At 72.6% G+C, this 25167-nt stretch carries 21 protein-coding genes and 2 rRNA genes; 14 read left to right on the forward strand and 9 right to left on the reverse strand.

Translation table 11 applies throughout. The features are described from left to right. Both G011_RS0111155 and rrf read left to right on the forward strand, forming a co-directional pair. Positions 1-186: ribosomal RNA gene (locus tag G011_RS0111155) — 23S ribosomal RNA — on the forward strand; the annotation flags it as partial. 104 nt (positions 187-290) lie between these two features. Further along, positions 291-406: ribosomal RNA gene (rrf, locus tag G011_RS0111160) — 5S ribosomal RNA — on the forward strand. Between the two features lie 129 nt (positions 407-535). On the opposite strand, the gene G011_RS0111165 is transcribed toward rrf, so the two are convergent. The 4 genes from G011_RS0111165 to G011_RS0111180 form a co-directional block, all read right to left on the reverse strand. Then, on the reverse strand, positions 536-1603 hold the full coding sequence (locus G011_RS0111165) for a M23 family metallopeptidase (RefSeq protein WP_019608552.1): 1068 nt from the start codon (positions 1601-1603) through the stop codon (positions 536-538). Between the two features lie 201 nt (positions 1604-1804). Further along, positions 1805-2368: a methylated-DNA--[protein]-cysteine S-methyltransferase gene (locus G011_RS0111170; RefSeq protein ID WP_026338213.1), complete on the reverse strand. Its 564-nt coding sequence runs from the start codon at positions 2366-2368 to the stop codon at positions 1805-1807. A 50-nt stretch (positions 2369-2418) separates the two neighbouring features. After that, the gene (locus G011_RS0111175) at positions 2419-4092 is read right to left on the reverse strand and encodes a DNA-3-methyladenine glycosylase 2 family protein (RefSeq protein ID WP_019608554.1); all 1674 of its coding nucleotides are present in this window, start codon (positions 4090-4092) and stop codon (positions 2419-2421) included. Between the two features lie 167 nt (positions 4093-4259). Next, positions 4260-4703, reverse strand: a complete 444-nt coding sequence (locus tag G011_RS0111180) for a hypothetical protein (protein WP_019608555.1) — start codon at positions 4701-4703, stop codon at positions 4260-4262. Positions 4704-4848: 145 nt separating this feature from the next. On the opposite strand from G011_RS0111180, the gene G011_RS0111185 reads away from it, so the two are divergent. From G011_RS0111185 to sucD, 3 genes are all read left to right on the forward strand, one after another. Then, positions 4849-5259 (forward strand): cobalamin B12-binding domain-containing protein, encoded by a 411-nt coding sequence (locus G011_RS0111185; protein WP_013151118.1) that lies wholly within the window; start codon positions 4849-4851, stop codon positions 5257-5259. 413 nt (positions 5260-5672) lie between these two features. After that, complete coding sequence (sucC, locus tag G011_RS0111190; protein WP_019608556.1) at positions 5673-6854, forward strand: ADP-forming succinate--CoA ligase subunit beta; 1182 nt, start codon at positions 5673-5675, stop codon at positions 6852-6854. A 14-nt stretch (positions 6855-6868) separates the two neighbouring features. Next, entirely contained in the window at positions 6869-7747 is an 879-nt protein-coding gene (sucD, locus tag G011_RS0111195; protein WP_013151120.1) for a succinate--CoA ligase subunit alpha, read from the forward strand. A gap of 90 nt (positions 7748-7837) precedes the next feature. Here sucD and G011_RS0111200 read toward each other — a convergent pair whose 3' ends face one another. Further along, on the reverse strand, positions 7838-8308 hold the full coding sequence (locus tag G011_RS0111200; RefSeq protein ID WP_019608557.1) for a DUF1707 domain-containing protein: 471 nt from the start codon (positions 8306-8308) through the stop codon (positions 7838-7840). Between the two features lie 257 nt (positions 8309-8565). Here G011_RS0111200 and G011_RS0111205 point away from each other — a divergent pair, with 257 nt between their 5' ends. Next, complete coding sequence (locus G011_RS0111205) at positions 8566-10239, forward strand: DUF6350 family protein (protein WP_036552596.1); 1674 nt, start codon at positions 8566-8568, stop codon at positions 10237-10239. A 164-nt stretch (positions 10240-10403) separates the two neighbouring features. Here G011_RS0111205 and mfd read toward each other — a convergent pair whose 3' ends face one another. Further along, positions 10404-14009, reverse strand: a complete 3606-nt coding sequence (mfd, locus tag G011_RS0111210; RefSeq protein WP_019608559.1) for a transcription-repair coupling factor — start codon at positions 14007-14009, stop codon at positions 10404-10406. 322 nt (positions 14010-14331) lie between these two features. On the opposite strand from mfd, the gene cysC reads away from it, so the two are divergent. Both cysC and G011_RS0111220 read left to right on the forward strand, forming a co-directional pair. After that, complete coding sequence (gene cysC, locus G011_RS0111215; protein WP_019608560.1) at positions 14332-15915, forward strand: adenylyl-sulfate kinase; 1584 nt, start codon at positions 14332-14334, stop codon at positions 15913-15915. 128 nt (positions 15916-16043) lie between these two features. Next, on the forward strand, positions 16044-16742 hold the full coding sequence (locus tag G011_RS0111220) for a MazG family protein (RefSeq protein WP_051104356.1): 699 nt from the start codon (positions 16044-16046) through the stop codon (positions 16740-16742). 148 nt (positions 16743-16890) lie between these two features. On the opposite strand, the gene G011_RS0111225 is transcribed toward G011_RS0111220, so the two are convergent. Then, the gene (locus G011_RS0111225) at positions 16891-18093 is read right to left on the reverse strand and encodes an FAD-dependent monooxygenase (RefSeq protein ID WP_019608562.1); all 1203 of its coding nucleotides are present in this window, start codon (positions 18091-18093) and stop codon (positions 16891-16893) included. Between the two features lie 151 nt (positions 18094-18244). Here G011_RS0111225 and G011_RS0111230 point away from each other — a divergent pair, with 151 nt between their 5' ends. From G011_RS0111230 to G011_RS0111240, 3 genes are all read left to right on the forward strand, one after another. Beyond that, positions 18245-18802, forward strand: coding sequence for a TetR/AcrR family transcriptional regulator (locus G011_RS0111230; RefSeq protein WP_013151127.1), 558 nt, complete (start codon positions 18245-18247; stop codon positions 18800-18802). Positions 18803-18906: 104 nt separating this feature from the next. Next, a complete protein-coding gene (eno, locus tag G011_RS0111235; RefSeq protein WP_019608563.1) occupies positions 18907-20190 on the forward strand; it encodes a phosphopyruvate hydratase in 1284 nt (427 codons plus the stop codon). 141 nt (positions 20191-20331) lie between these two features. After that, complete coding sequence (locus tag G011_RS0111240; RefSeq protein WP_013151129.1) at positions 20332-20703, forward strand: septum formation initiator family protein; 372 nt, start codon at positions 20332-20334, stop codon at positions 20701-20703. Between the two features lie 11 nt (positions 20704-20714). On the opposite strand, the gene crcB (G011_RS0111245) is transcribed toward G011_RS0111240, so the two are convergent. After that, entirely contained in the window at positions 20715-21092 is a 378-nt protein-coding gene (gene crcB, locus G011_RS0111245; RefSeq protein ID WP_019608564.1) for a fluoride efflux transporter CrcB, read from the reverse strand. After that, on the reverse strand, positions 21089-21529 hold the full coding sequence (gene crcB / locus G011_RS0111250) for a fluoride efflux transporter CrcB (protein WP_019608565.1): 441 nt from the start codon (positions 21527-21529) through the stop codon (positions 21089-21091). The genes crcB (G011_RS0111245) and crcB (G011_RS0111250) overlap by 4 nt, the downstream gene beginning before the upstream one ends. 266 nt (positions 21530-21795) lie before the next feature. Here crcB (G011_RS0111250) and G011_RS0111255 point away from each other — a divergent pair, with 266 nt between their 5' ends. From G011_RS0111255 to G011_RS0111265, 3 genes are all read left to right on the forward strand, one after another. Continuing rightward, entirely contained in the window at positions 21796-22383 is a 588-nt protein-coding gene (locus G011_RS0111255; protein ID WP_019608566.1) for a DUF501 domain-containing protein, read from the forward strand. Beyond that, on the forward strand, positions 22380-23360 hold the full coding sequence (locus G011_RS0111260) for a Ppx/GppA phosphatase family protein (protein WP_013151133.1): 981 nt from the start codon (positions 22380-22382) through the stop codon (positions 23358-23360). The genes G011_RS0111255 and G011_RS0111260 overlap by 4 nt, the downstream gene beginning before the upstream one ends. A 346-nt stretch (positions 23361-23706) precedes the next feature. Beyond that, the gene (locus G011_RS0111265) at positions 23707-25083 is read left to right on the forward strand and encodes an NAD(P)/FAD-dependent oxidoreductase (protein ID WP_013151134.1); all 1377 of its coding nucleotides are present in this window, start codon (positions 23707-23709) and stop codon (positions 25081-25083) included. The last annotated feature ends 84 nt before the right edge of the window (positions 25084-25167 follow it).

Here is a 25167-nt window from a genome sequence, read left to right on the forward strand (position 1 = left end):
TGGTTGGCTACGTTCGGGAGGGATAACCGCTGAAAGCATCTAAGCGGGAAGCTTGCTTCGAGATGAGGTCTCCTGCCTCCTTTGAGAGGGTAAGGCTCCCTATAGACGATGGGGTTGATAGGCCGGGTGTGGAAGCCCTGTGAGGGGTGGAGCTGACCGGTACTAATAGGCCGAGGGCTTGTCCGCTGCAGATAATTGGATGTTCGCGCACATTTTTCACGGAGCTTGCTGCTCACGGTGATTCCCTGCCTCTTGGGGTGGGTGGAGTCGGGTGGGTGGTGTGTGGTTTCCGTGGTGGTTATTGCTGGAGGGTCACACCCGGTCTCTTTCCGAACCCGGTCGTTAAGTCTTTTTGCGCTGATGGTACTGCCCTGTGGTGGGGTGGGAGAGTAGGTCGCTGCCACGGTTTTTTGTTGAGGGGGGTCGCCTTGCGGGGCGGCCCCTCTTTTTTTGTGGTGGGGGAGGGGTGCCCACAAGGCGACCCCTCCCCCCTTTTTCACGGGCTTACATGTGCACTTGTGAAATCAGTGGACGCCTAGAACCCGTAGTTGTACATCGAGCCGCCCGGGTAGACGGTTCCGACACCGTTGCGGTAGGCGTAGCCGCCGTAGGCGCCGCCCTCCACGAAGGTCCAGCCGCCCAGGGTCCTGCCGTGCAGGGCGACGTACCAGCCGGCGGCGTTGGGGTCGCTGTACCCCCGCAGCGAGAAGTGGATGTGCGCGCCGGTCGTCGAACCGCCGGCGCAGAGGCTGTTGCCCTGGGTGCCCAGGTAGTGGCCGACCCCGACGTTGTTGCCGGGCAGCCACTGGTAGTTCTCCAGGTGGTAGTAGTCCGTGGAGTACCCGTTGTCGTGGATCACCCGCGTCCAGCCGGTGCACAGGCTGTACGCGTAGCCGCCGCGGGCCGCGCGGGCCTGGCCGCTGCCGCCCGCGAAGTCCACCGAGCTGTAGGGACGGCCTCCGCTGTTGCCGTGCGGTCCTCCCGTCATGATCATCGACGAGCCGATGGCGAACGGCAGCCCGACGCCGATGTAGCTGCTGGTGGAGACCCCGGAGGGGTCCGTCGAGGCCGCGACGGTCTCCCGCTCGTCCTCCTCCAGCAGTGCGGAGTCGGCCAGGATGGACGAGAACTCCTCGGTCCCCTCCAACCCCACCGTCCACGCGGAGCCCTCGTAGTCGGCGGCGAACAGCCAGGCGTAGGGGCTCTCGTCCACGTTCATGGGCGCGGTCACGATGGCTACGCCGAACGCCGAGCCGTCGGCGGCCTCGCGGACGTCGACCCGCACGTCGCGCTCCTGGCGGGCGAGCGCGCCGAGGGACGAATCCCTTGCTTGCAGGACGTCGGCGATCACCGATTCGGCCAGGACGTCCTCGGGGGACGCGGCGGCCGACCCGCCCGGGAGGGCTTCGGCGGTGTCGCTGTCGACGGTGATCTCGACGTTGTCGGCGTAGGCGAGCGGGGCGCCCGCCGGGATCGGTCGGGCGTGGGCGGTGGGGGCGGTGACGACCAGGACGGCCGAGGCCGCGACGGCCACGGCGGCGGCACCCAGGGGGCGGGTTCTGGAGACCAGGGCACGGAGGCCGTGGGTGGAAGGGGGTGGCAACTCTTCTCCTTGTGGGGGCGGAGCCAGCGGAACCGTGCGCGCAGGGGTGTGAGCGCACAGTTACCGAAGAGTAATGACGAGTTCGTGCCCCGACAAGGGGTGTAAGGGCGGCGCTTCACGCGGTGCCGCGCACAGGTGTCGCGAGCAGAGGAAAACCCCGCTCCCGTACTAGGGAACGGGGCCGGTGGCCTCCTCGCCGGGTCAGCGGATGCCCGCGACCCTGCCCTCCAGGCCCAGGAGGAACTCCTTGCGCTCCAGTCCACCCGCGTACCCGGTCAGCGAACCGTTCGCACCGATCACCCGGTGGCACGGCACGATGATGCTGATCGGATTGCGTCCGTTGGCCATGCCCACCGCCCGGGATGCGGTCGGCCTCCCCAGTTCCTCCGCCAGCTGGCCGTAGCTCGCGGTCTCGCCGAACGGGATGGTCGTCAGCGCCGCCCACACCCTCAACTGCCAGTCGGTCCCCGCGGGGGCCAGCGGCAGGGTGAACTCGCGCAGTTCGCCCGCGAAGTACGCCCTCAACTGCTCCTCGGCGTCGGCGAACGGCTTGTGGTCGGCCACCCAGTCCTGCGGGACCACCCGCGTCAGCCCGTCCTTGGCGGGGGTGAGCACGCCGCCCAGGGCCGCACCGTCACCGAACAGGGTCAGGTCGCCCACCGGCGACTCCATCGTCGTGTACCGCGTCGGTCCGGGCAGGGGAGCGCGGAACTCCACCGTCGCCACCCTCGGGGGCGCCTTCGGCTCCACGTCGAACGCCAGCATGCCCTGTTCCTCCTGTCCGGGTCCCCCGACCGTCTGCGCCTGCCGCGTGCTCATGCCGATTCCTTCCGTTCCTGACGTTCCTTCGAACCATCCCGCACGCCGTCCCGCACGACCACGTCCGCCCGAACGGCCTCACGGTCGGCCAACGACGCCCACAGCGCGTGGTTGGCGTAGGACCGCCACGGGCTCCACTCCCGTGCCTCGCGCGCGGCGGCCGCGGGGGTCGCCCGTCTGCCCCCCGCCTCCAGCGCCATCCGGACGCCCAGGTCGCCGTGCAGGAACACGTCCGGATCGCCCAGACCCCGCATGCGCACGTAACCGGCGGTCCACGGACCGATGCCGCGCAGCTCCACCAAGCGCCGTTCGGCCTCGTCCCGGTCGCATCCCGGCCCCAGGTCGATCCACCCCGAGGCGATCGCCTCGCACAGCCCCGCCAGGGCGCGTCCCCGCGCGACCGGGATGGAGAAACCGGCCGGGTCGGCGGCGGCGAGCGCGTCAGGGGAGGGGAACACGTGGGTGAGCCCTCCGCCCGGCGCTTCCAGGCCCGGAGCGAGCGGTTCGCCGAACCGCTCGACCAGCCGCCCCGCCAGCGTGCGGGCCGCACGCACCGACACCTGCTGACCGAGGACCGCCCGGACCGCCAGCTCGGCCGGGTCCACGTGCCCGGGCGATCGCAGTCCCGGGTGGGCGGCCACGATCGGCCCCAGGAGGGGATCCCCGCCCAGGGCCTCGGCCACCGCGCCCGGGTCGGCGTCCAGGTCGAGCAGCCTGCGGCACCTGCGCACCGCGCTGGTCAGGTCGCGCGCCTCCGACAACCGCAGGCGGCACAGTACGTGCCCCCCACCGCTCACGGAGACCCCGCCGTCCACAGCGTCCGCCGAACGAACGCCGCCCGTGGCACCAGCGCGGCCGGTCCTGCCCGCCCTGCCGGTCCTCGACCCCTCGGACAGCTCCACCACGGCGGGACCGTGCGCCAGCATCAGCGTCCTGCGGTAGACCCCGTCCCGGTACTCCTCCACGCCCGGGACCGCACGGTCTCCGAGGAACCTCAGCATCCGGGCCAGGTCGATGGGCTCCCGGTAGGGCAGCCGCAGCGTGACCGTCCCCGGCTCGGTGGCCGGAGGGCGGGCGTCCCCCGGACGCGACCCCCCGGAAGCCGACGCACGCCGACCGCCCATGGTCCGCATCTCGGTGGGGGAGCGGTCGAACACCGCGCGCATCGTCTCGTTGAACTGGCGTACGCTCGCGAACCCCGCGGCGAAGGCGACGTCCGCCATCGGCATGTCGGTGGTCTCCACCAGCACCCGTGCCGTCTGTGCGCGCTCGGTCCGGGCCAGGGCCAGCGGCCCCGCGCCCACCTCGGCCGACAGCAGCCGGTTGAGCTGGCGTTCGCTGTAGCCGACCGCCGAGGCCAGGGCGCTGACGCCGCCCCGGTCCACGGCGCCGTCCTGGATGAGGCGCATCGCGCGGCCCACCACGTCGGCCCGCAGGTTCCACTCCGGCGAACCGGGGGTGAGGTCGGGACGGCACCGCTTGCAGGCGCGGAACCCCGACTCCTGGGCGGCCGCGGCGGTCGGGTAGAAGCGGACGTTGGCCCGTTTGGGGGTGACGGCCGGGCAGCTCGGACGGCAGTAGATACCCGTGGTGCGCACGGCTGTGTAGAAGACGCCGTCGAAGCGGGCGTCCCTGCTGTGTACGGCGCGGTAGCGCTGGTCGTCGTCCATCACGCCATCCATGTTCGCCGACGCGGCGCACCGAAGCTGGCGGTTTTCGGACATCGATGCGAGGGCCTCCCGGCTCCGGCGCCCACCGGCGCCGAGGGGCCCGCCGGCTCCGGGCCGGTCGGCCCCGAGGGGCTCACCGGCCCGGAGGGCCGCCGTCTACGAGGGACTCAGAGGGGGCCGCCGCGGTCGTCGCGCGTCCCGGGCACCGGGGGGCTTGCGGGGGCGTCCGCGCCGCCGCGCACGGGGCCTTCGGTGCCGCTGGCCGGGGCGTCCGTGCCGCCGCGGACCCCGGTGGCCCCCGCGCCCCCGTCCCCGGTCACGTCCTCGGCGGTCTCACCGTGGTCGAGGAGGTACTGCACGTACACCGGGCGCAACGCCTCCTGGACCTCCGGGTCGGCCTCGGCGGACAGCGCCTCGTACACGAAACCGGACAGCTGGGCGACGCTCGCCTCACTGGCCTCCTCGTTGCCCGCCGCCGCCTCGGCGGCCGGGATCAGCCTGAGGAGCCGCCAGAAGAAGCGCAGGTCCCACCGCTGCCGTGCCAGTTCGACGGCGCGGTCCCGCAGGTCCTCTGTGCTGGTCTGGTCGAATTCGGTGACATCGTCTCCCATGTTCGGACGATACCCGTCCCCGCGCCCGTCACCCGACAGTGACCTGCGTTACGCTTCATGCGAGTTCATCGTCTCGTCCCCGCGCACCCGGGGGCCTCCCACAAGGAGGGCCGGCGGTCGGGGGAACACTCGTGAGGGGTTTGCCATGGCCGAGGGCGCACCACGGATCGTCGTAGCCAAACCGGGGCTGGACGGACACGACCGCGGTGTCAAGATCGTGGCCCGCGTGCTGCGTGACGCCGGTGTCGAGGTCATCTACACGGGTCTGCGCCAGACACCCGAGATGATCGTGGCGGCCGCGCTCCAGGAGGACGCCGACGCCATCGGACTGTCCGTGCTCTCCGGCGCCCACATGACCATGTTCTCCCGGGTCCTGGAACTGCTCAGGGAGAACGGCGCGGAGGACATCCGGGTGTTCGGCGGCGGGATCATCCCCGACGCCGACATCGCCGAACTCGAACGCCTGGGCGTCGCCAAGATCTTCACTCCGGGTGCTCCGACCTCGGAGATCGCCGACTGGGTGCGGGAGAACGTCCGTCCGGCGCACGCGGCCTGAACCCCTCCCGCGCCACCGGAGTTCCCTCCGGCCCCGTCTTCGTCGGGTGATGTTGGTCGCACCCGCTCAGGGGGCCGTATCCGGGCGAAAGGCGCCCCCGCGGTGTTATGTCGTGTCCCTGGTCACATATTTTCCCACGCGGGTGCTTCCGTGACGCCGCCTGAGCGGCTTTTGGGACGGGCCGGGGCCGGTCAACCCCGCCCCCGGTGTCTGGCGGCCGGATTTCAGGCGACTAAGCTTTGCGCATGTCGCGGGTGGCAACGCCGCGGCGATCTCGATCTTCTGTAAGCGGCGCAGACCGCGGGGTTGTGCCTCGTGCGCCCCGTGTGACACGTGTCAGTGGGTCACAGCCGATCCGGACGAGGCCACCCCGGTAGACATCCTGAGCCAGCGAGTTACAAGGACGGACCCTCGTGGACCTGTTCGAATACCAGGCGAAGCAACTCTTCGCAGAGTACGGGGTTCCCGTACCCCAGGGGAAGGTGGCGAGCACGGCCGCTGAGGCGCGTGCCATCGCTGATGAGTTCGCCGCCGCCGGCAAGCCCCGCGTCGTCGTCAAGGCGCAGGTCAAGACCGGTGGTCGCGGCAAGGCCGGCGGCGTCAAGGTCGCCGAGGGCCCCGAGGACGCCCAGGCCAAGGCCGAGCAGATCCTCGGTATGGACATCAAGGGCCACACGGTCCACCGTGTCCTGGTCGAGGAGGCCTCCGACATCGCGGAGGAGTACTACTTCTCCTTCCTGCTGGACCGCGCGAACCGCACCTTCCTGTCCATCTGCTCCGCCGAGGGCGGCATGGACATCGAGGAGGTCGCCGAGACCAACCCCGACGCCGTCGCCAAGTTCCCGGTCGACGCCCTGACCGGCGCTCCCGCCAGCATCGCGGCGGAGATCGTCAAGGCGGGCAAGCTGCCCGAGGCCGCCGCCGAGGGCGCGACCGAGGTCATCACCAAGCTGTGGGACGCCTTCGTCGGCAAGGACGCCACCCTCGTCGAGGTGAACCCGCTCATCCTGACCAAGGACGGCCGGGTCGTCGCCCTGGACGGCAAGGTCACCCTGGACGAGAACGCCGAGTTCCGCCAGGACCTGGAGAGCCTCACCTTCGCCGAGGAGGGTGACCCCCTGGAGGTCGCCGCCAAGGCCAAGGGCCTCAACTACGTCAAGCTCGACGGCGAGGTCGGCATCATCGGCAACGGCGCGGGTCTGGTCATGTCCACCCTGGACGTGGTCGCCTACGCCGGCGAGGCGCACGGCGGCGTCAAGCCCGCCAACTTCCTGGACATCGGCGGCGGCGCCTCGGCCGAGGTCATGGCCAACGGCCTGGACATCATCCTGGGCGACCCCTCGGTCAAGAGCGTGTTCGTCAACGTCTTCGGCGGCATCACCGCCTGCGACGCGGTGGCCAACGGCATCGTCCAGGCCCTGGAGCTGCTCGAGAGCCGTGGCGACGACGTCAGCAAGCCGCTGGTCGTGCGACTGGACGGCAACAACGCCGAGCTGGGCCGCGAGATCCTCACCAAGCGGGCCCACCCGGCCGTGCGACAGGTCGACACGATGGACGGCGCCGCCGCTCAGGCCGCCGAGCTCGCGGCGAAGTAGGGGAAACAAACACCATGGCTATCTTCCTCAACAAGGACAGCAAGGTACTCGTCCAGGGCATGACGGGCTCTGAGGGCACCAAGCACACCCGGCGCATGCTCGCCTCGGGCACCACCATCGTGGGCGGGGTCAACCCCCGCAAGGCCGGCCAGAAGGTCGACTTCGACGGCACCGAGGTGCCCGTCTTCGGATCGGTGGCCGAGGGCATGGCCGCCACCGGCGCCGACGTCACCGTCATCTTCGTGCCGCCCAAGTTCTCGCGCGAGGCGGTCTTCGAGGCCATCGACGCCGAGATCGGGCTGGCCGTGGTCATCACCGAGGGCATCCCGGTGCACGACACCGCCGCGTTCTGGGCCCACGCCCAGGCCAAGGGCAACAAGACCCGCATCATCGGTCCCAACTGCCCCGGGCTGATCACGCCCGGCCAGTCCAACGCGGGCATCATCCCGTCCGACATCACCAAGCCGGGTCGGATCGGACTGGTGTCCAAGTCCGGGACGCTGACCTACCAGATGATGTACGAGCTGCGTGACATCGGTTTCTCCTCGGCGGTGGGCATCGGCGGGGACCCGATCATCGGCACCACGCACATCGACGCCCTGGCGGCCTTCGAGGCCGACCCGGACACCGACGTGATCGTGATGATCGGTGAGATCGGCGGCGACGCCGAGGAGCGGGCGGCGGAGTTCATCCGCGACAACGTGACCAAGCCCGTGGTGGGGTACGTGGCGGGCTTCACCGCTCCGGAGGGCAAGACGATGGGCCACGCGGGCGCGATCGTCTCGGGTTCCTCGGGCACCGCCGCGGCGAAGAAGGAAGCACTGGAGGCCGTCGGCGTCAAGGTCGGCAAGACTCCGAGCGAGACCGCTCAGCTGGCGCGCGCGCTGTTCTGACGCGTTCCGGTACCGACAACGGCTCCGCCCCGCCGCTCAGCGGTGAGGCGGAGCCGTTGTCGTGTGCGCCCCCGCGTCCGCGGCCGGAGGTCAGGTGGGGCGGCGCGAGTGCCGGACCACGCCCACGACGACGTGGGGGACGATCATCACGGTGAGGAAGATCCCCCAGCCGACGAGGGCCTCGCGGCTTCCGTCCAGGACGGCGGGCAGCCCCCAGAACAGGAAGACGCAGCCCACCCAGGGCAGCACGCCCCACCAGGGCGCGGAGCGGTCCCCGCCGTCCGCGCAGGCCGGTGCGGTTCCCCCGTCCTTCCGGCGGGGCTCCGGAACCGGCGCGCTCCCGCGCCCCGCGCCGGGGGCGCGCGTGTCCGTCGCGGGCAGGTCGCCGAAGAGGGGGACCAGGTCGGAGGAGGTGACGGCGCGCACCGCCAGGGAGGCGCGCTCCTCGTGCTCGTCGACGTCCAGGCGCCCCTCCTCGAAGGCGGTGCGCAGTCTGGCCAGGGCGTCGTCGCGTTCGGCGTCGGAGAGGCGGTAGGGGCGCGGGTGTTCGGGGCCTGGCATGCGGGACCGCTCCGTTCGGGCCGGGGAGCCTCGTTCCCAGGGTAGGACGGCCGGAACGGGGATCCGGTTCCGTCCTCGCGGGCACGACACGCGCGGCCGGGATACCACGGAGCATTCCGGTCCCTGGCAGCATAAGTCGGGTGAGTACGTCAGGATCTCCCCCCGACCGCGGCCGTTCCTCCCAGCGCACGCGGTCCAGCGGCGCGGCGGAGCCCGACGCGGCCGTCGCGCCCCGACCCGTCTACGCGACCGGCGGGATCGCCGCGGCCACCGCCGCGGCGCTGGGGTTGGCCGTGATCGTCACCCTCACCATCATCGGGTGGGTGGCCGCGCCGCACGACACCTTCGGCGAGGACATCATCGACATCCTCCAGGGTGCGGTGCTGGCCTGGCTGGTGGGCCACCACGTGTCGTTCTCGGTGCCCGACGGCCAGATCGCCCTGCTGCCGTTGGGGCTGGTGCTGTTGCCGGGGCTGCTGCTGTACCGGTCGGGACGGTGGCTGGCGCGTTCCTGCGACATCCCCCGCCTGCGGTACGTGTACCGGGCGGCGTTGGCGATCGCCGGGCCGTACGCGGCGATCGCGGGCACCCTGGCCCTGCTGGCGCGGACCGAGGCGGTCGAGCCGAGTATGCCGCGCGCGCTGGTCATGGGGTTCGTGACCGCCTTCCTGGCCGGGGGGCTGGGGGTGCTGCGCCAGCTGATGCGCGACAAGGAGGTGCCCGCCCGGGACCTGCTGCGGCTGATGCCCGCCCGGTCGCGCTCCCTGTTGGTGGGGATGCTCGCCTCCACGGGGACGCTCCTGCTGGGCGGGCTGGCGCTGTTCCTGGTGGCGCTGGCGATGAGCCTGCCCGAGGTCGTCGAGACGACCCGGGTGCTCGGCCCGGGCCTGGTGGGGGGTGCGCTGCTGATCGTGGTCCAGTTGGCGTACCTGCCCAACGCGGTGGTGTTCGCGGTCTGTTACGCGCTGGGCCCGGGGTTCGCGGTGGGGGCGGGAACCGTGGTCGCGCCGACGGGGGTGTCGGTGGGCGCCCTGCCGATGCTGCCGATGCTGGCCGCGCTGCCGTCGAACGGGGCCGCGCCGGTGGCCTCGCTGCTGGCGTTGGCGGTGCCGTTCGTGGCGGGTGCGGTGGGCGGTGCCCTGACCCAGCGCAGCGCCCCGGACGTGGTCAGCGAGGCCGCTCCGCTGTGGGGGTTCGTGTGCGGTGTGACCACGGGGCTGCTGTGCGCGGCGCTGGCCGCGCTGGCCGGTGGGCCGCTCGGCGGGGAGAGGTTGAGCGAGGTCGGGCCGTCGGCGTGGCAGGTGGGTCTGGTGGCCGCCCTGGAGGTGGGTGTGGCCGCCGCCGTCGTGGCGTGGGTGGCGAACTGGTGGTACACGCGGGGGGAGCGCCCGGCGCGCAGGGCCCCGCGTTGGACGGCTTGGCGTGGGCAGCGCCGCGCGAAGGAGGACACGGCGTCTTCGGCGGGGGAGGAGGCGCCCGCCGCGAGGGCCACGGCGCGCTCCGCCGAGGGCGTGACGCGCCCGGCGAAGGAGGCGGCGCGTTCGGCCAGGGACGCGACGCGCTCTGCTGAGGAGGAACCGCGGGAACGTCCGGAGGTGGAGCTGCCCCCGGACGTGCCGGTCGGTGAGGGCCTGGCCACGGTCACGCCGCTGCGCCGCCGTGAGCAGGAGGCGCGACCGGACCCCGAAGAGGACGCTTCGCCGGAGGTCCCCGAGGACGAAGAGCCGGACGCGGGCCGGGCCGCCGAGCGCGCGGAGCGCAAACGCGCGCGCCGGGAGCTGCGCGACCAGCGGCGCGCGGAGCGCAGGGCCAGGCGGGCCGGGGGCGGGCGCTGGTGGCGCCGCCGGTCCGCCGAGGACGAGGAGTCCGAGGAGATGTACGGGATCACCTACGAGGCCGAACCCGACGGCGTCGACACCCCGCAGCGGTGAGGGGCGGCTGTCCGCGGCCGGGGAGGGGCCGGTCACGGTAGCCGCCGAAGCCCTGGCCCGGCTCCGGCCGCCGGTCGCGTGACCGCCGGACCCTCTCCCCGAACACGGCCGTGGGCCCGCTCGTGCTCAGGCCCCGTGGGCCGCGAACCCGTTCGCGACGGGTCCTAGGCGCTCTCCTTGGGCGCGGGCTTCCTCTTCTGCGGTTCGAAGATGGAGTTGACCAGGTCGGTGCACCACTTGAGCAGCTCCAGGTCCCGCAGGGGCCTGCCGCCCAGGCCGCCGGACTTGGGCACCGGCACCAGCAGGGTCCGGGTCGTCTCCTTGCGGATCGACTTGGGGTACAGGCGCCGCAGCCGCAGCTCCTGCGACTCGCGCAGCTCCACCGGGGCGAAGCGGATCTGGTTGCCCTGCATCACCACGTCCGACAGGCCCGCGGACTTGGCCAGCACCCGGAACCGGGCCACCGCCATGAGGTTGTCCACCTGCTCGGGCGGGGTGCCGTAGCGGTCGGTGAGCTCCTCGTAGGCGGCGAGGATGTCCTCCTCGCTGGTGACGCTGGCGATGCGCTTGTAGGACTGCAACCGCAGCCGCTCGCCCGGCACGTAGTCGTGCGGGATGTAGGCGTTGATGGGCAGCTCGACCTTGGTCTCGACCTCCTCGGCCGCGTCCGGGTCGCCCTTGAGCTCGGCCACGGCCTCGCCGACCATGCGCACGTACAGGTCGAAGCCCACGCCCGCGATGGTCCCGGACTGCTCGGCGCCCAGGATGTTGCCCGCGCCCCGGATCTCCAGGTCCTTCATGGCCACGTACATGCCCGCACCGGTCTCGGTGTGCTGGGCCACGGTGGCCAGCCGCTCGTAGGCGGTCTCGGTCAGCGGCCTCTCCGGCGGGTAGAGGAAGTAGGCGTAGGCGCGCTCGCGCCCGCGGCCCACCCGGCCGCGCAGCTGGTGCAGCTGCGACAGGCCGTAGGTGTCGGCGCGGTCGATGATCAGGGTGTTGGCGTTGGGCACGTCCAGGCCGGACTCGACGATGGTGGTGGAGACCAGCACGTCGAAGTTCTTCTCCCAGAAGTCGACCATCACCTTCTCGAGCTGCTGCTCGTTCATCTGGCCGTGGGCGTACGCCACCCGGGCCTCGGGCACCAGGCGCTGGATGCTCGCCGCCACCTTGTCGATGGACGCCACCCGGTTGTGCACGAAGAACACCTGTCCCTCGCGCATCAACTCGCGGCGGATGGCGGCGGTGATCTGCTTGTCCTCGTAGGGCCCCACGAAGGTGAGCACCGGGTGGCGTTCCTCGGGCGGGGTGAGGATCGTGGTCATCTCGCGGATGCCGGTCAGGCCCATCTCCAGGGTGCGCGGGATGGGGGTGGCCGACATCGCCAGCACGTCCACCTGGGTGCGCAGCCGCTTGAGCGCCTCCTTGTGCTCCACGCCGAAGCGCTGCTCCTCGTCGATGATGACCAGGCCCAGGTCCTTGAAGCGGGTCTCCGAGGACAGCAACCGGTGCGTGCCGATGACCACGTCCACCTCGCCGGAGCGCAGCCCCTCGCGGGTGGCCTCCACCTCGCCGTCGGTCTGGAACCGCGACATCGGTTTGACGGTGACCGGGAAGGAGGCGTAGCGCTCGGTGAACGTGGACAGGTGCTGCTGCACCAGCAGCGTGGTGGGCACCAGCAGGGCGACCTGTTTACCGTCCTGCACGGCCTTGAAGGCGGCGCGCACGGCCACCTCGGTCTTGCCGTAGCCGACGTCGCCGCAGATCAGCCGGTCCATCGGGACCGACCTGGACATGTCCTTCTTGACCTCGTCGATGGCGGCGAGCTGGTCGGGCGTCTCCACGTAGGGGAACGCGTCCTCCAGTTCGCGCTGCCACGGGGTGTCGGGGCCGAAGGCGTGCCCGGGGGAGGCCTGGCGCGCCGAGTACAGCCGGATGAGGTCGCCCGCGATCTCACGGACCACCTTGCGGGCGCGGCTCTTGGCCTTGCTCCACTCGGCGCCGCCCATCTTGGACAGGGTGGGCGCCTCGCCGCCCACGTACCGGGTGACCTCGCCCAGCTGCTCGGTGGGCACGAACAGGCGGTCGCCCGGCTGTCCGCGCTTGGAGGGCGCGTACTCGATGAGCAGGTACTCGCGGGTGGCGCCCTGCACCTGGCGGCTGACCATCTCCAGGTAGCGGCCCACACCGTGCTGTTCGTGCACGACGTAGTCGCCGGGCTTGAGCTGGAGCGGGTCGACGGTGCCGCGCCGCCTGCTGGGCATGCGCCGCATGTCCCGGGTGGAGGACTTCTGTCCGGCCAGGTCGGTCTCGGTGAGCACCACGGTGTGCACCGACCGCAGCAGGAACCCGTGGTCGACCAGGCCGGTGGTGACGGTGGCGACCGCCGTTTTGGGCTGCTCGGTCAGGTCAGCGGCCAGGGAGGCGCCCAGCCCGGCGTCGCGCAGCATCGAGACCAGGCGCTCGGCGGGGCCGTGCCCCTGGGTGACCAGGACGACGCTCCAGTTGTCGTGCAGCCATCCCTTGATGTCGGCCAGCGCGCGCTCGGTGTCGCCCCGGTAGGACTCGGAGGGCACCGCGCCGACGACGACGGCGTCGTCCTCCTCGGCCGCGCCGCCCTGCTCGTCCGCGGCGAACGGGGTCAGCCCCCACCAGGGCAGGCCCAGCTCGGTGGCGGTGGAGCGCAGCTCGGAGATGGACATGTAGGCGGACTCGCCCAGGTCGATGGGCGCCTCGCCGCCGGAGGCGGCGTTGATCCACGACGCGTCCAGGAACTCGGCGCTGGTGGCCTCCAGCTCCACCGCGCGGGTGCGGATGCGTTCGGGGTCGCAGCCCACCACCATCGCGCCCTCGGGCAGGTGGGCCAGGAACGGCTCCATGCGCTCGGCGAGCACGGGCGCGAAGGCCTCCATGCCCTCCACGGCGACGCCGTCGGCGATCTTGTGCAGGATCTCGGCCAGGGAGGGGTGCTCCTCGGCCAGCGCCCGCGCGCGCTCGCGCACGGTGTCGGTGAGCAGCAGTTCGCGGCACGGCGGCGCGAACAGCCCGGAGGAGGCGCTGGTGCGCGGGTCATCGCCGCCGGCGGACTCGATGGAACGCTGGTCGGCGACCTGGAAGTAGCGGACGTCCTCGACGGTGTCGCCCCAGAACTCCAGCCGCAGCGGGTGCTCCTCGGTGGGCGGGAACACGTCCAGGATGCCGCCGCGCACGGCCATGTCGCCGCGCTTCTCGACCAGGTCCACCCGGGCGTAGCCGGTGTTGGCCAGGGCCTGGACGACCTCCTCCAGCGGCACCTCGTCGCCGGGGCGGATGCGCACCGGCTCCAGGTCGCCCAGCCCGGACACCAGCGGTTGCAGGACGCTGCGCACCGGTGCCACGACCACGCGCAGCGGGGTGGTCAGCGGGTCGGAGGGGTCGGGGTGGGCCAGGCGGCGCAGGACGGCCAGCCGCTGGCCGACGGTGTCCGAGCGCGGGGAGAGCCGCTCGTGGGGCAGCGTCTCCCACGCGGGAAAGAGGGCCACCGAGTCCTCGGGCAGCAGGCAGCCGAGGGCGTCGGCCAGGTCGGAGGCCTCGCGCTCGGTGGCGGTGACGGCGAGCACGGGCCGCTGCGCGCCCACGGGGGCGTCGGCGGCCAGCGCCCCCACCATGAAGGGGCGCAGCGCCGCCGGGGCGACGAGGTCGAGGTGGGGATCGCGGCCGCCTCGGGCGGCCTCGATCGCGCTGTGCAGTGCCGGGTCCCTGGAGACGTCGGCGAGAAGTCCAATGAGGCTCATAGCACCAGAAAGTGGAAGTGGTCCGGATCAGGCGGTGATGGTCGCGGCCTGCACGGGAAGAAGGCGGCTGCGTGAGTGGACGCCCGGCACCTCTCAGACTATCGAGTCCGGCGGTCCGGCGCGGGCGGGGTGTGGACAACCGGCGACACGGGGCTGCCCCGTGCCGCCCGCGTCCCCGGCCTGGTGGCGCGGGCGGCGGCGCACCGGGTAGAACCGTCTCCGAGCTGCTTCTATTCCGTCTGACACGGTGCGAGGGCGGGTCGCCCCGCGCCCGCGGCATACGCTGGACGCGTTTGCCGGACCGCCCGAGGAGAGGAAGCGCGTGGTGAGTGCCAACAGGCGTGGGAGTGCGCCGCAGGGCGGTGTCGGGAGCCCGGACGCCCCGGTCTTCGCACCAGGTCCGGACGGGCTCGCCCACCTGGAGCTGATCCTCAACGGCGCCTACCCGCTGCCCGGTTTCATGACGCGGGACGAGGCGGTGGCGGTGGAGCGGGACGGCCGTCTGCCCGACGGACGCCCCTGGCCGGTTCCGGTCACGCTGGAGGTGCCCGAGGAGCTGTCCGGAGCCGACCACCTGACCCTCTCCGATCCGGAGGGCGCGCCGCTGGCCGGGCTCGACGTCACCGAGCACTGGCGTGACGCGCAGGGCCGCCACCTCCTGGCCGGTTCCGTGACCCTGCTGCGCCCGCCCACCTACGGCGTGCTGCGCGAGCTGCGGCCCTCGCCCGCTGAGGTGCGGGCCCAGCGCGAGCTGGAGCCCTCCGAGCGCCCCCTGCTGGCCGTGGTCACCGACCGGCCGCTGCACCACCGCGCCCTGCACCAGATCCGGGCCGAGGCCGACGCGCTGGGCCTGGTCCACGGCGAGGGCGGGCGCGCCGACGTGCTGGTGATCGTCGACACCGGTCTGGAGGACGAGGGCATGGCCACGGCGGTGCTGGCCGCCGGGCCCCTGCTGCCCGCGCGCACCTCCTTCGTGGTGTGCACGCTGCCAAGGAGCGCCGACCGCGCGCGGGGCCTGTTCGGCGGGCCGTGGGGGCCGCGCCAGGTGGGTCTGGCCGCGCACGTGGCCGCGTCGTACGGCGCCACCCACATGCTGGCGGTGACCGGTGGGGACGGCCCCGACGTCGAGCGGGTGATGGCCCTGCGTCCGCCCCTGACCGTGCTGGACCCCGAACCGTGGCGCTACCACTCCTCCGACGGGCTGTGGCTGCCCATGACCCGGACCGACCCGGCGTCCGCGCGGGTCGAGCTGACCGACGAGCAGGTGGAGACGGAGCTGGCGCACGGGCGCGAGCTGCCCTCGTGGTTCACCCCGGCCCGGGTGGGCGCGGAGCTGGCGCGGCTGCGCCCGGCCCGCACCTCCAGGGGCCTGACCGTGCTGTTCACGGGTCTGTCCGGCTCGGGCAAGTCCACGATCGCCCGGGGGGTGTGCGACGGCATCCGCAGGTCGGGGCGCCCGGTGACCCTGCTGGACGGCGACGTGGTGCGGCGCATGCTCTCCAGCGGGTTGACCTTCTCCCGCGAGCACCGGGAGCTCAACATCCGCCGGATCGGCTACGTGGCCTCGGAGATCACCCGGCACGGCGGGGTCACCGTGTGCGCGCCGATCGCCCCCTACGCCAAGGGGCGGGCGGAGGTGCGCGCGATGGTGGAGGAGTTCGGTGACTTCTTCCTGGTGCACGTGGCGACCCCGCTGGAGGTGTGCGAGGCCCGCGACCGCAAGGGCCTGTACGCCAAGGCGCGGGCGGGGGAGATCCCCGAGTTCACCGGGATCTCCGACCCCTACGAGGAACCGGACGACGCCGACCTGGTGGTGGACACCGAGGGCGTGGACCCGGCCGAGTCCGTGGCCAGGGTGCTGTCGGCCCTGCGCGCGGGCGGCTGGCTGCCCGAGCACGACGGCTGAACCGCGGCGCGAACAGTGGAGGACGAGAGTTGAACGATCCCCGAGACCCCCGGGACGTGCGGGACGCACAGGGCGGCAGGGACGGCGGCCCGCCGGTCGGGCACCGGGTGCTGCGCCTGGTCGAGGTGATGGACACCCTGCGCCGGGAGTGCCCGTGGGACCGCGACCAGACCCACGGGTCGCTGGCCAAGTACCTCATCCAGGAGGCCTACGAGACCCTGGAGACCATCGAGGAGGGCGACTTCGCGCTGCTGCGCGAGGAGTTGGGCGACGTGCTGCTCCAGGTGGTCTTCCACGCGGCGGTCGCCGCCGAGAGGCCCGAGGGGGACCCGGCGCGGTTCACGGTGGACGACGTCGCCGACGCCATCATCGACAAGATGACCCGCCGCCACCCGCACGTGTTCGGCGGGGTCGAGGTGTCGGGCGCCGACGAGGTGGGGTCCAACTGGGAGGCCATCAAGGCCGCCGAGCGGGCGGAGAAGGCCAGGGCGGCGGGCGGTGACGGGCGCAACTCGGTCCTGGACGGGGTGCCGTTCGCCCAGCCCGCGGTGCTGCTGGCCGACGAGTTGCAGAGGCGGGCGGTGCGCAACGGCTTCCCCGCCGACCTGGTCGGCGACGACGGGGCCGAGGGCGGGGAGCTGTTCTCGGCGGTGGCGGCCGAACGCGGTCGGGGCCGCGACGCCGAGAGCGACCTGAGGGCGGCGGCCCGCCGGTTCGACGCGCGTGTGCGCGCCGCCGAGGACGCCGCCCGCGCGGACGGCAGGGAGCCCCGCGAGCTGTCCGAGAGGGAGTGGCGGACCTACTGGGACAAGGTGGGCGAGGCCTGACGGGTCGGCCGTAGGTGTGGCCGGTGTGAAGCGAGTGCCCCGGGCTGCGCTGGTCCCCTGCTTGCGGCCGGTGCCGGCGCCCGGACCCCGCCGCGGGTACGAGACCACGGCGAAGGGGGCGGGTGGATCCGCTGGACGCCGGTCCGGGTCAGGCCCCGGCGGGTGCGGGGGCGTCCAGCTCCAGGGCCTCCGACGCCCGTGACAGCCTGTTGTCGAAACCGCCGAGGGAGGACAGCAGCGGGGCCAGTCGGAGCAGGAGGCCGCGTGCCAGCAGCGCCGGTCGGGTGCGCGGGAGCAGGAACGCCTGGCCCCGGTCGGCGATGTCCTGGTTGGCCGCCACGAACGGCCTCATCCTGGCCTCGTAGGCGGCCAGCGCCGCGCGGTGGTCGTCGTGGCGGGCGAGTTCCCGTGCCAGGACGTGGGCGCCGACCATGGCCAGGCTGCTGCCCTGCCCCGACATGGGGGAGGGGCAGTACCCGGCGTCGCCGAGCAGGGTCACGCGCCCGGTCGACCAGCGGTCCATGCGGATCTGGGCGACGGAGTCGAAGTAGAAGTCCGGGGCCCGCTCCATCGCCTCCAGGATCCGGTCGGCCTCCCACCCGTGTCCGGCGAAGGCGCGGCGCAGGAACTCCCTCTGCTGCTCGGGCGGCCTGCGGTCGACGCCGTTCTCCTCGCGCGCGGACAGCGCCAGCATGGCCTTGGCCCCCCGCGCGCGGGGCGTGTGGTACATGGCCACGAGCCGCCCCGGGGTGTTGAACAGCACGGCCTCGCGGTCCAGCCCCGGGTGGTTGGGCACCGTGAAGATGCTGATGTAGCTGCCCAGGAAGCGGCGGTGGGGGGCCTCCGGGCCGAACGCGAGCCGCCGGGTCGTGGAGTGCAGGCCGTCCGCCCCCACGACGAGGTCGAACACGCGCGGTCCGGACCGCTCGAAGGCCACGCGGACCCCGTCCGGCTCCTGTTCGATCGCGGTGACGGAGTCCCCGTACAGGTACTCGGTGTACGCGGTGGTCGGCGCGTGGACCAGGCGGACCAGGTCGCCGCGCAGCAGTTCGGCGGCGCGGCCGTCGGCGGTGACCGAACTCGCCTCGAAGCCGCCCGTGCGCCTGCCGCGGGCGTCCACGGTCGTGGCCCTGGACATCTCGGTGGCCGAGGCCCGGACACCGTCGAGCACCCCCATGCGCTCGGCGACGTCCAGGGCCGTGCCGCGCACGTCGATGGCGTAGCCGCCGGTGCGGGGCGCGGGGGCGCGTTCGACGACGGTGGCCTCGATGCCGTGGTGGTGGAGCCAGTGGGCGAGGGTCGGCCCGGCGATGCCCGCGCCGGAGATCAGGACGTTGCGTACGGCGGTCATGGGGTTCTCGCTCCTTCGGGTGCCGTTGCCACCACGCTAGAACTCTACTTACCGTGCGTCAAGTAACTTACCGATAGACAAGTAAACTACTGGCCGGAAGGTCGGCGTTAGACTCGGCTGACCGGGTGGCGAGGGAACGGAAGTGACACGGGTGCCCAGAGCGCGGAGCGACACCAAGGCGCAGATCCGGGCGGTGGCCCTGGAGCTGTTCGCACGCAAGGGGTTCGAGAAGACCAGCCTGCGCGAGATCGCCGAGCGCCTGGACATCACCAAGGCCGCGCTGTACTACCACTTCCCCTCCAAGAACGACCTGCTCACGTCACTGGTCAGGCCCCTGGGCGAGGACATGGAGGCGCTCTTCGCCAGGTACGGCGGCCGCGGCGGGGCCGACGACCCGCGCGCGCTGCTGGGCGACTACTTCGACGTCTGCGTGCGCCACAGCGCCCTGCTGCTCGCCGTCCTCAACGACCTGGGCGCGCTGGCCGACGTGGGGCTGGTCGAATCCGTCATCTCCTGGCGCCGACGCCTGGACGCCCTCCTCGTGGGGCCCGAGGGAGGCGTGCCCGCCCGGATGGGCGCCGTGATCGCCCTCGGCGGCATCCAGGACCTCTCAGTCATGTTCTCCCCCGAGGAGGCCGCCGACCACCGCGAACGCGCCATCGACATCGCCATGGCCGCCCTGGAGTCGGGCATGTCCGATATGGACTAGACCAATTCCGCCGGGTGCGCGCTTCCTCCCCGGTGCGGGGTCGCTAGTCTCGTGTCGGGTCCTGAACCAGTGGTCCGAGAAACCCCAAGAGACGGAGAGAGACCGTGGCGTCCATCGAGGCAGTACAGGCGCGGGAGATCCTTGACTCCCGGGGCAACCCGACAGTCGAGGTCGAGGTTCTGCTCGACGACGGAACCATCGCGCGCGCGGGCGTCCCCAGCGGCGCCTCCACCGGCCAGTTCGAGGCCGTCGAGCTGCGCGACGGCGGTGACCGCTACGGCGGCAAGGGCGTGACCAAGGCCGTCACGGCCGTCAACGACGAGATCGCCGACGAGCTGCTCGGCCACGCCCCCGACGAGCAGCGCATCATCGACCGCGCGCTCATCGACCTGGACGGCACACCGGACAAGTCCCGGATCGGCGCCAACGCCATCCTGGGCGCCTCCCTGGCCGTGGCCAGGGCCGCCGCGGCCGAGGCCGGGCTGCCCCTGTTCCGCTACATCGGCGGCCCCAACGCGCACGTGCTGCCGGTGCCGATGATGAACATCCTCAACGGTGGCGCGCACGCCGACAGCAACGTCGACATCCAGGAGTTCATGGTCGCGCCGATCGGCGCTCCCACCTTCTCCGAGGCCGTCCGCTGGGGCACCGAGGTCTACCACGCCCTCAAGTCGGTCCTCAAGGCCCACGGCCTGGCCACCGGCGTGGGCGACGAGGGCGGATTCGCCCCCAACCTGGACAGCAACCGCGCCGCCCTCGACCTGATCGTGGAGGCCATCGAGAAGGCGGGCTACACCCCGGGCACCGACATCGCGCTCGCCCTGGACGTGGCCGCCAGCGAGTTCTTCAACGACGGCGTGTACACCTTCGAGGGCAAGGCCCGCTCCTCGGAGGAGATGGCCGCCTACTACGCCGAGCTGGTGGAGGCCTACCCGCTCGTCTCGATCGAGGACCCCCTCGACGAGGAGGACTGGGAGGGCTGGAAGAAGCTCACCGCCCAGCTGGGCGACAAGGTGCAGCTCGTGGGCGACGACCTGTTCGTCACCAACCCCGAGCGGCTCCAGCGCGGCATCCTGGCCGACACCGCCAACTCGCTGCTGGTGAAGGTCAACCAGATCGGCACCCTCACCGAGACGCTGGACGCGGTCTCCCTCGCCCAGCGCAGCGGTTACACGGCCATGATCAGCCACCGCTCCGGCGAGACCGAGGACACCACCATCGCCGACATCGCGGTGGCCACCAACGCCGGGCAGATCAAGACCGGCGCCCCGGCGCGCAGCGAGCGGGTCGCCAAGTACAACCAGCTGCTGCGTATCGAGGAGGAACTCGACGACGCCGCCGTGTACGCGGGCGTGTCGGCCTTCCCGCGCTTCGCCGCGCGCGGCTAGTCTGCCCCAGTGCCCCGCGAATCCGAGCAGCAGCGTCCAAAGGCCAAGAAGGCGGCCAAAGCCGACAGGCCCGGGCGCGGCCCTGCCCGGAAGAAGGGGCCCTCAGGCACGGGCACGGGCCGCACCCCCCGGGTGCGGCCCATGCTCACCAGCCGCGCGGCCATCCTCGCGCTCGTGGTGTGCGTGATCGCGCTCAGCCTGGCCTACCCGCTGCGCGAGTACATCGCCCAGCGCGCCCAGCTCGCCGAACTCCGCGAGGAGCGCGCGCGCATGGAGCAGAGCGTGCAGGACCTGCGCCAGCGCGAGGAGGAGATGACCCAGGACGCCTACGTGGAGCGCGAGGCCCGCGTCCGGCTGCACTACCAGTACCCCGGCGAGACCGCCTACATCGTCATCCCTCCCGACTCCGAGGACGAGGACGAGGACGACACCGGCCCCAGTGAGCCCTGGTTCACCACCCTGTGGCGTTCGGTGGAGGAGGCCGACAGCCCGCCGCCCGACGACGGGCTCTGAACCCCGCGCCCTCAGAGCAGGGCGCCCGCGGCCCACGCCCCCGCCGCCAGCGCGACCAGCGCGCAGCCCCCGGTCAGGGCCGCGTAGCCGGCGGCGGCCGGGACACGCCCCTCCCGGGCCAGGGAGAGGACCTCGTGGGAGAAGGTCGAGTACGTGGTCAGCGCGCCGCACAACCCGACGGAGAGCAGGGCCCACAACCGCGGGGAGAGCGCCGCCGCCCCCGCCGCGCCGACCAGCAGCCCCAGCAGCAGGGTGCCCGCGACGTTCACGGTGAACGTGCCCCAGGGCAGCCCCGTGCCGACCGCGCGCGAGACGGCCCGGTCCACCAGGTAGCGCAGGGCCGCGCCCGCGCCGCCGCCCAGACCGACGAGCCACACATCCCAGTTCACGGCCGCCTCCTGCGGGCCAGCGCGCGGACCGCGCGCCCCGTGGCCCACGCGCCCAGGGCGGCCCCGGCCACCGCCCCGACCAGCGTGAGCGCCATGTAGGCCGCGGCCTCAACGACCCGTCCGGAGGCCGCCAGCGTCCCCGTGTCCAGGACATGGGCCGAGTAGGTGGTGAACCCGCCCAGGAAGCCGGTGCCGAGCAGCTGCCTGACCCAGGGCGGCGCGGGCCTGGGCCCGGCGGCGGCCGCGACCAGGACGCCGATGAGCACCGAGCCCGCGAGGTTGACGGCCAGGGTGGCCAGCGGCGGACCGCCGTCGGGGGCCGGCCAGGCCTGCGCCACCAGGTGGCGGGCCACCGCCCCCGCGGTCCCGCCGCAGGCGGCGATCCCGGCCATGGCGGCCACGTGCCGGGAGCGGGGCGCTCGGTCGTCGGCGGACATGGTTCTCCCCACACGTCGTGGCCCCGGCCGCGGGAGCCGGAACGCCGGTGTGCAGGGACCGTTGGCGGACGTCGCGGTTGGCTGACGGCGGGCCCCACCGCCGCGCGCCGACCGGTGGGACGGCACCACGGACGCCTGAGGCCCGTGCGCCGTCATCCTACTGGCGGGACGCGGGGGTGACCCGGGCCGGCGACGGCTCCGCGCGGGAGGGGCGACAGGGACGCCCGCGCCTTCGGGTGCGTGTGCGGCCCTATGCTGGGTGCGCCATGACTTCCGCAGATCAGCCCGCGCCCGGGCACACCGCCGGGCGCCCCGCTCCGGTCGCCGAGCGCGACACCGCCGCCGTCGAACTCCAACTGGGCCGCCCGCCGCGCGGTGTACGCGCGATCGCGCACCGCTGCCCCTGCGGCCTGCCCGACGTGGTGCGCACCGCGCCCCGGCTGGAGAACGGCGAGCCCTTCCCGACCCTGTACTACCTGACGTGCCCGCGCGCCGCCTCGGCCATCGGCCGGATGGAGAACGAGGGCCGCATGCGCCGTATGCAGGAGCGCCTGGGGGAGGAGCCCGAACTCCGGGCCGCCTACACCAGGGCGCACGAGGCCTACCTGGCCGAGCGGGCCGAGCAGGCGCGCCTGGACGGCGTCGAGCCGCTGCCCGAGGGCATGCAGAGCACCGGTGGCATGCCCACCCGGGTCAAGTGCCTGCACGCGCTGGTCGCCCACGAGCTGGCCGAGCCGGGGACCAACCCCTTCGGAGCCGAGGCGCTGGAGGAACTGCCGCACTGGTGGGACAGGGGCCCGTGCGTGTGTGTCGACGAGGACGCCCCCGAGGGCGACGAAGGGAACGCATCATGAGCGGTGTCGCGGCCATCGACTGCGGAACCAACTCCGTCCGGCTGCTGATCGCCGACGTCGTCCACGTGGGCGAGGACGAGGTGCAGGTGGTCGACGTCGACCGGCGCATGGAGATCGTGCGCCTGGGTGAGGGCGTGGACGAGACCGGGGCGTTCGCGCCCCAGGCGCTGGAGCGCACCTTCGAGGCGCTGCGCGGGTACGCCGAGGCCATCGAGGCGCACGGCATCGCCCTGGGCCCGGACGCGGTGCGCATGGTCGCCACCAGCGCCACCCGGGACGCGAGCAACCGCCAGGTCTTCGTCGACGGCGTGCGCGACATCCTCGGCGTGGAGCCCGAGGTGGTCACCGGCCTGGACGAGGCCGAGCTGTCCTTCGTGGGCGCCACCGCCGAGCTGGAGGCCGAGGGCCCGGGCGAGGACCTGGCCCCGCCGTTCCTGGTCGTGGACATCGGCGGCGGCTCCACCGAGTTCGTCCTGGGCGGCGCCTTGTCCGGGGACGACGGCGAGCTGGTCCGCGCGTCGCTGTCGGTGGACATCGGCTGTGTGCGCATGACCGAGCGCCACCTGCGCAGCGACCCTCCCACGGCGCAGGAGGTCGCGGCGGCGACCGCCGACATCGAGGCCGCGCTGGACGAGGTCGAGCGAGTGGTCCCGCTGCGCGAGGCCGCCTCGGTCGTGTGCGTCGCGGGTACCGCGACCACGGTCGCCGGTATCGCCCTGGACCTGCCCGAGTACGACCCCGAGCGCATCCACCACACCCGCGTGGGCGTCGCCGACCTGGACCGCATCACCGGGGAGCTGCTCAAGGCCACCTCGCGGGAGCGGTCGATGATCGGCGTCATGCACCCGGGCCGGGTGGACGTCATCGGCGCGGGCGCGCTCGTGCTGTCGCGGGTGCTCGCCCGCACGGGGGCCGACTCCTTCACGGCCAGTGAGCACGACATCCTCGACGGTGTGGCCTGGAGCCTGGTCGTGTGACGCCGCCCGCGGGAGGGCGCCCCACCGGGCGTCTCCCGCGGTGCGCGCAAGGGTGCCACGGGTGAGACGTGTCACCCCCCAGGGGCCTTGTGAATGCTTTCACAACCGTTCTGACCTGCGAAAACGCCGGTAGGGTGGAGCGGGAAGTGGTGGGAAGGTGAGCCGGTGTGAACCTTCTCTGTCGGAGGGTGCTTGTGAAAGAATGCACAAGCGGAGGGACGAAGCACCCCGCTCCGACCCGGGCGGCACCCCGCCGCGACCACGGCGCGGGCGACCGAAGACCGTGACAACCTCGCGGCCCCTGGGAAGGGGCACCACACAGAAGAACCGTTAGGGCGGAAATGCGATGACCGAGAGCAGGAACTACCGGCTGGTACACGGCGGAGGGGACGACGCGGAGATCCCGCACATCCTCATCGTCGGCGGCGGTTACCTCGGGATGTACACCGCGAGGCGGCTGGAGAAGAAGCTCGGGGCGGGCGAGGCGCGGATCACCGTCATCGACCCCAACTCCTACATGACCTACCAGCCCTTCCTGCCCGAGACCGCGTCCGGCAGCATCTCGCCCCGACACGTGGTCGTCCCGCTGCGCAAGGTCTTCAAGCGGGTCCGCGTCCTGGGCGGCAGGGTCGTGCGCATCGACCACGCCGACCGCACGGTCCGCTACGAGCCCAACGTGGGTGAGGCCCAGACCCTCGCCTACGACTACCTCGTCATGGCCGCCGGAGCGGTCTCGCGCACCCTGCCCATCCCCGGCCTGGCCGAGTGGGGCATCGGGATCAAGACGGTCGAGGAGGCCGCCTTCCTGCGCAACCACGTCCTGGACCAGCTCTCCATCGCCGACTCCACCGACGACGAGGCCATCCGGCGCAAGGCGCTGAACTTCGTCTTCGTCGGCGGCGGCTTCGCCGGGGCCGAGGCCATCGCCGAGCTGGAGGACATGGTCCGCGACGCCGTGCGCCACCACCCCTCGATCGGCCTGGAGGACGTGCAGTTCTACCTCATCGAGGCGGCTGACAAGATCCTCCCCGAGGTCGGCCCCGAGGTCGGCAGCAAGGCGCTCAACCAGCTGCGCCGCCGCGGCATCGACGTCCGGCTCAAGACCTTCCTGGAGTCGGCGGTCGACCAGCACATCAAGCTCAGCGACGGCACCGAGTTCGACTCGGGCACGCTGGTGTGGACCGCGGGCGTCAAGCCCAGCCCGGTCGTGGCCGCCAGCGACCTGCCGCTCGGCCCCAAGGGCCACCTGGACACCAGCGAGTACCTGGCCGTCAACGGCGTGGAGAACGCCTTCGCGGGCGGCGACAACGCGCAGGTGCCCGACGGCAACGGCGGCTACTACCCGCCCAACGCCCAGAACGCGGTCCGCCAGGCCCCGGTCCTGGCCGACAACGTGATCGCCGCCCTGCGCGGCACCGAGCCCAAGGCCTACCGCCACAAGAACCTGGGCGCCGTCGCCGGGCTCGGAGTCCACAAGGGCGCCGCCCAGCTGTTCGGCAAGATCAAGCTCAACGGCCGCCTGGCCTGGTACGCGCACCGGTCCTACCACCTGTTCGCGGTCCCGACCTTCAACCGCAAGATGCGCGTGCTCTCGGACTGGACGCTCGCCCTCTTCCTGCGCCGCGACTACGCCGCGCTCCCGGAGATGGCCGAGCCCCGCCAGGCCTTCGAGGAGGCCAGCCACCCGCAGATCGAGGACGGCCGCCTCCGCCGGGTCAGCTGACCGGGCGCGGCCCCCGCGACAGGCGCGCGACGCGGCCGGCTTCCCCGAGGGGAGCCGGCCGTTTCCTGTCCCAATGCGGCCAAG

The sequence above is a fragment of the Nocardiopsis sp. CNS-639 genome (genome assembly GCF_000381685.1).
GTDB lineage: Bacteria > Actinomycetota > Actinomycetes > Streptosporangiales > Streptosporangiaceae > Nocardiopsis > Nocardiopsis dassonvillei.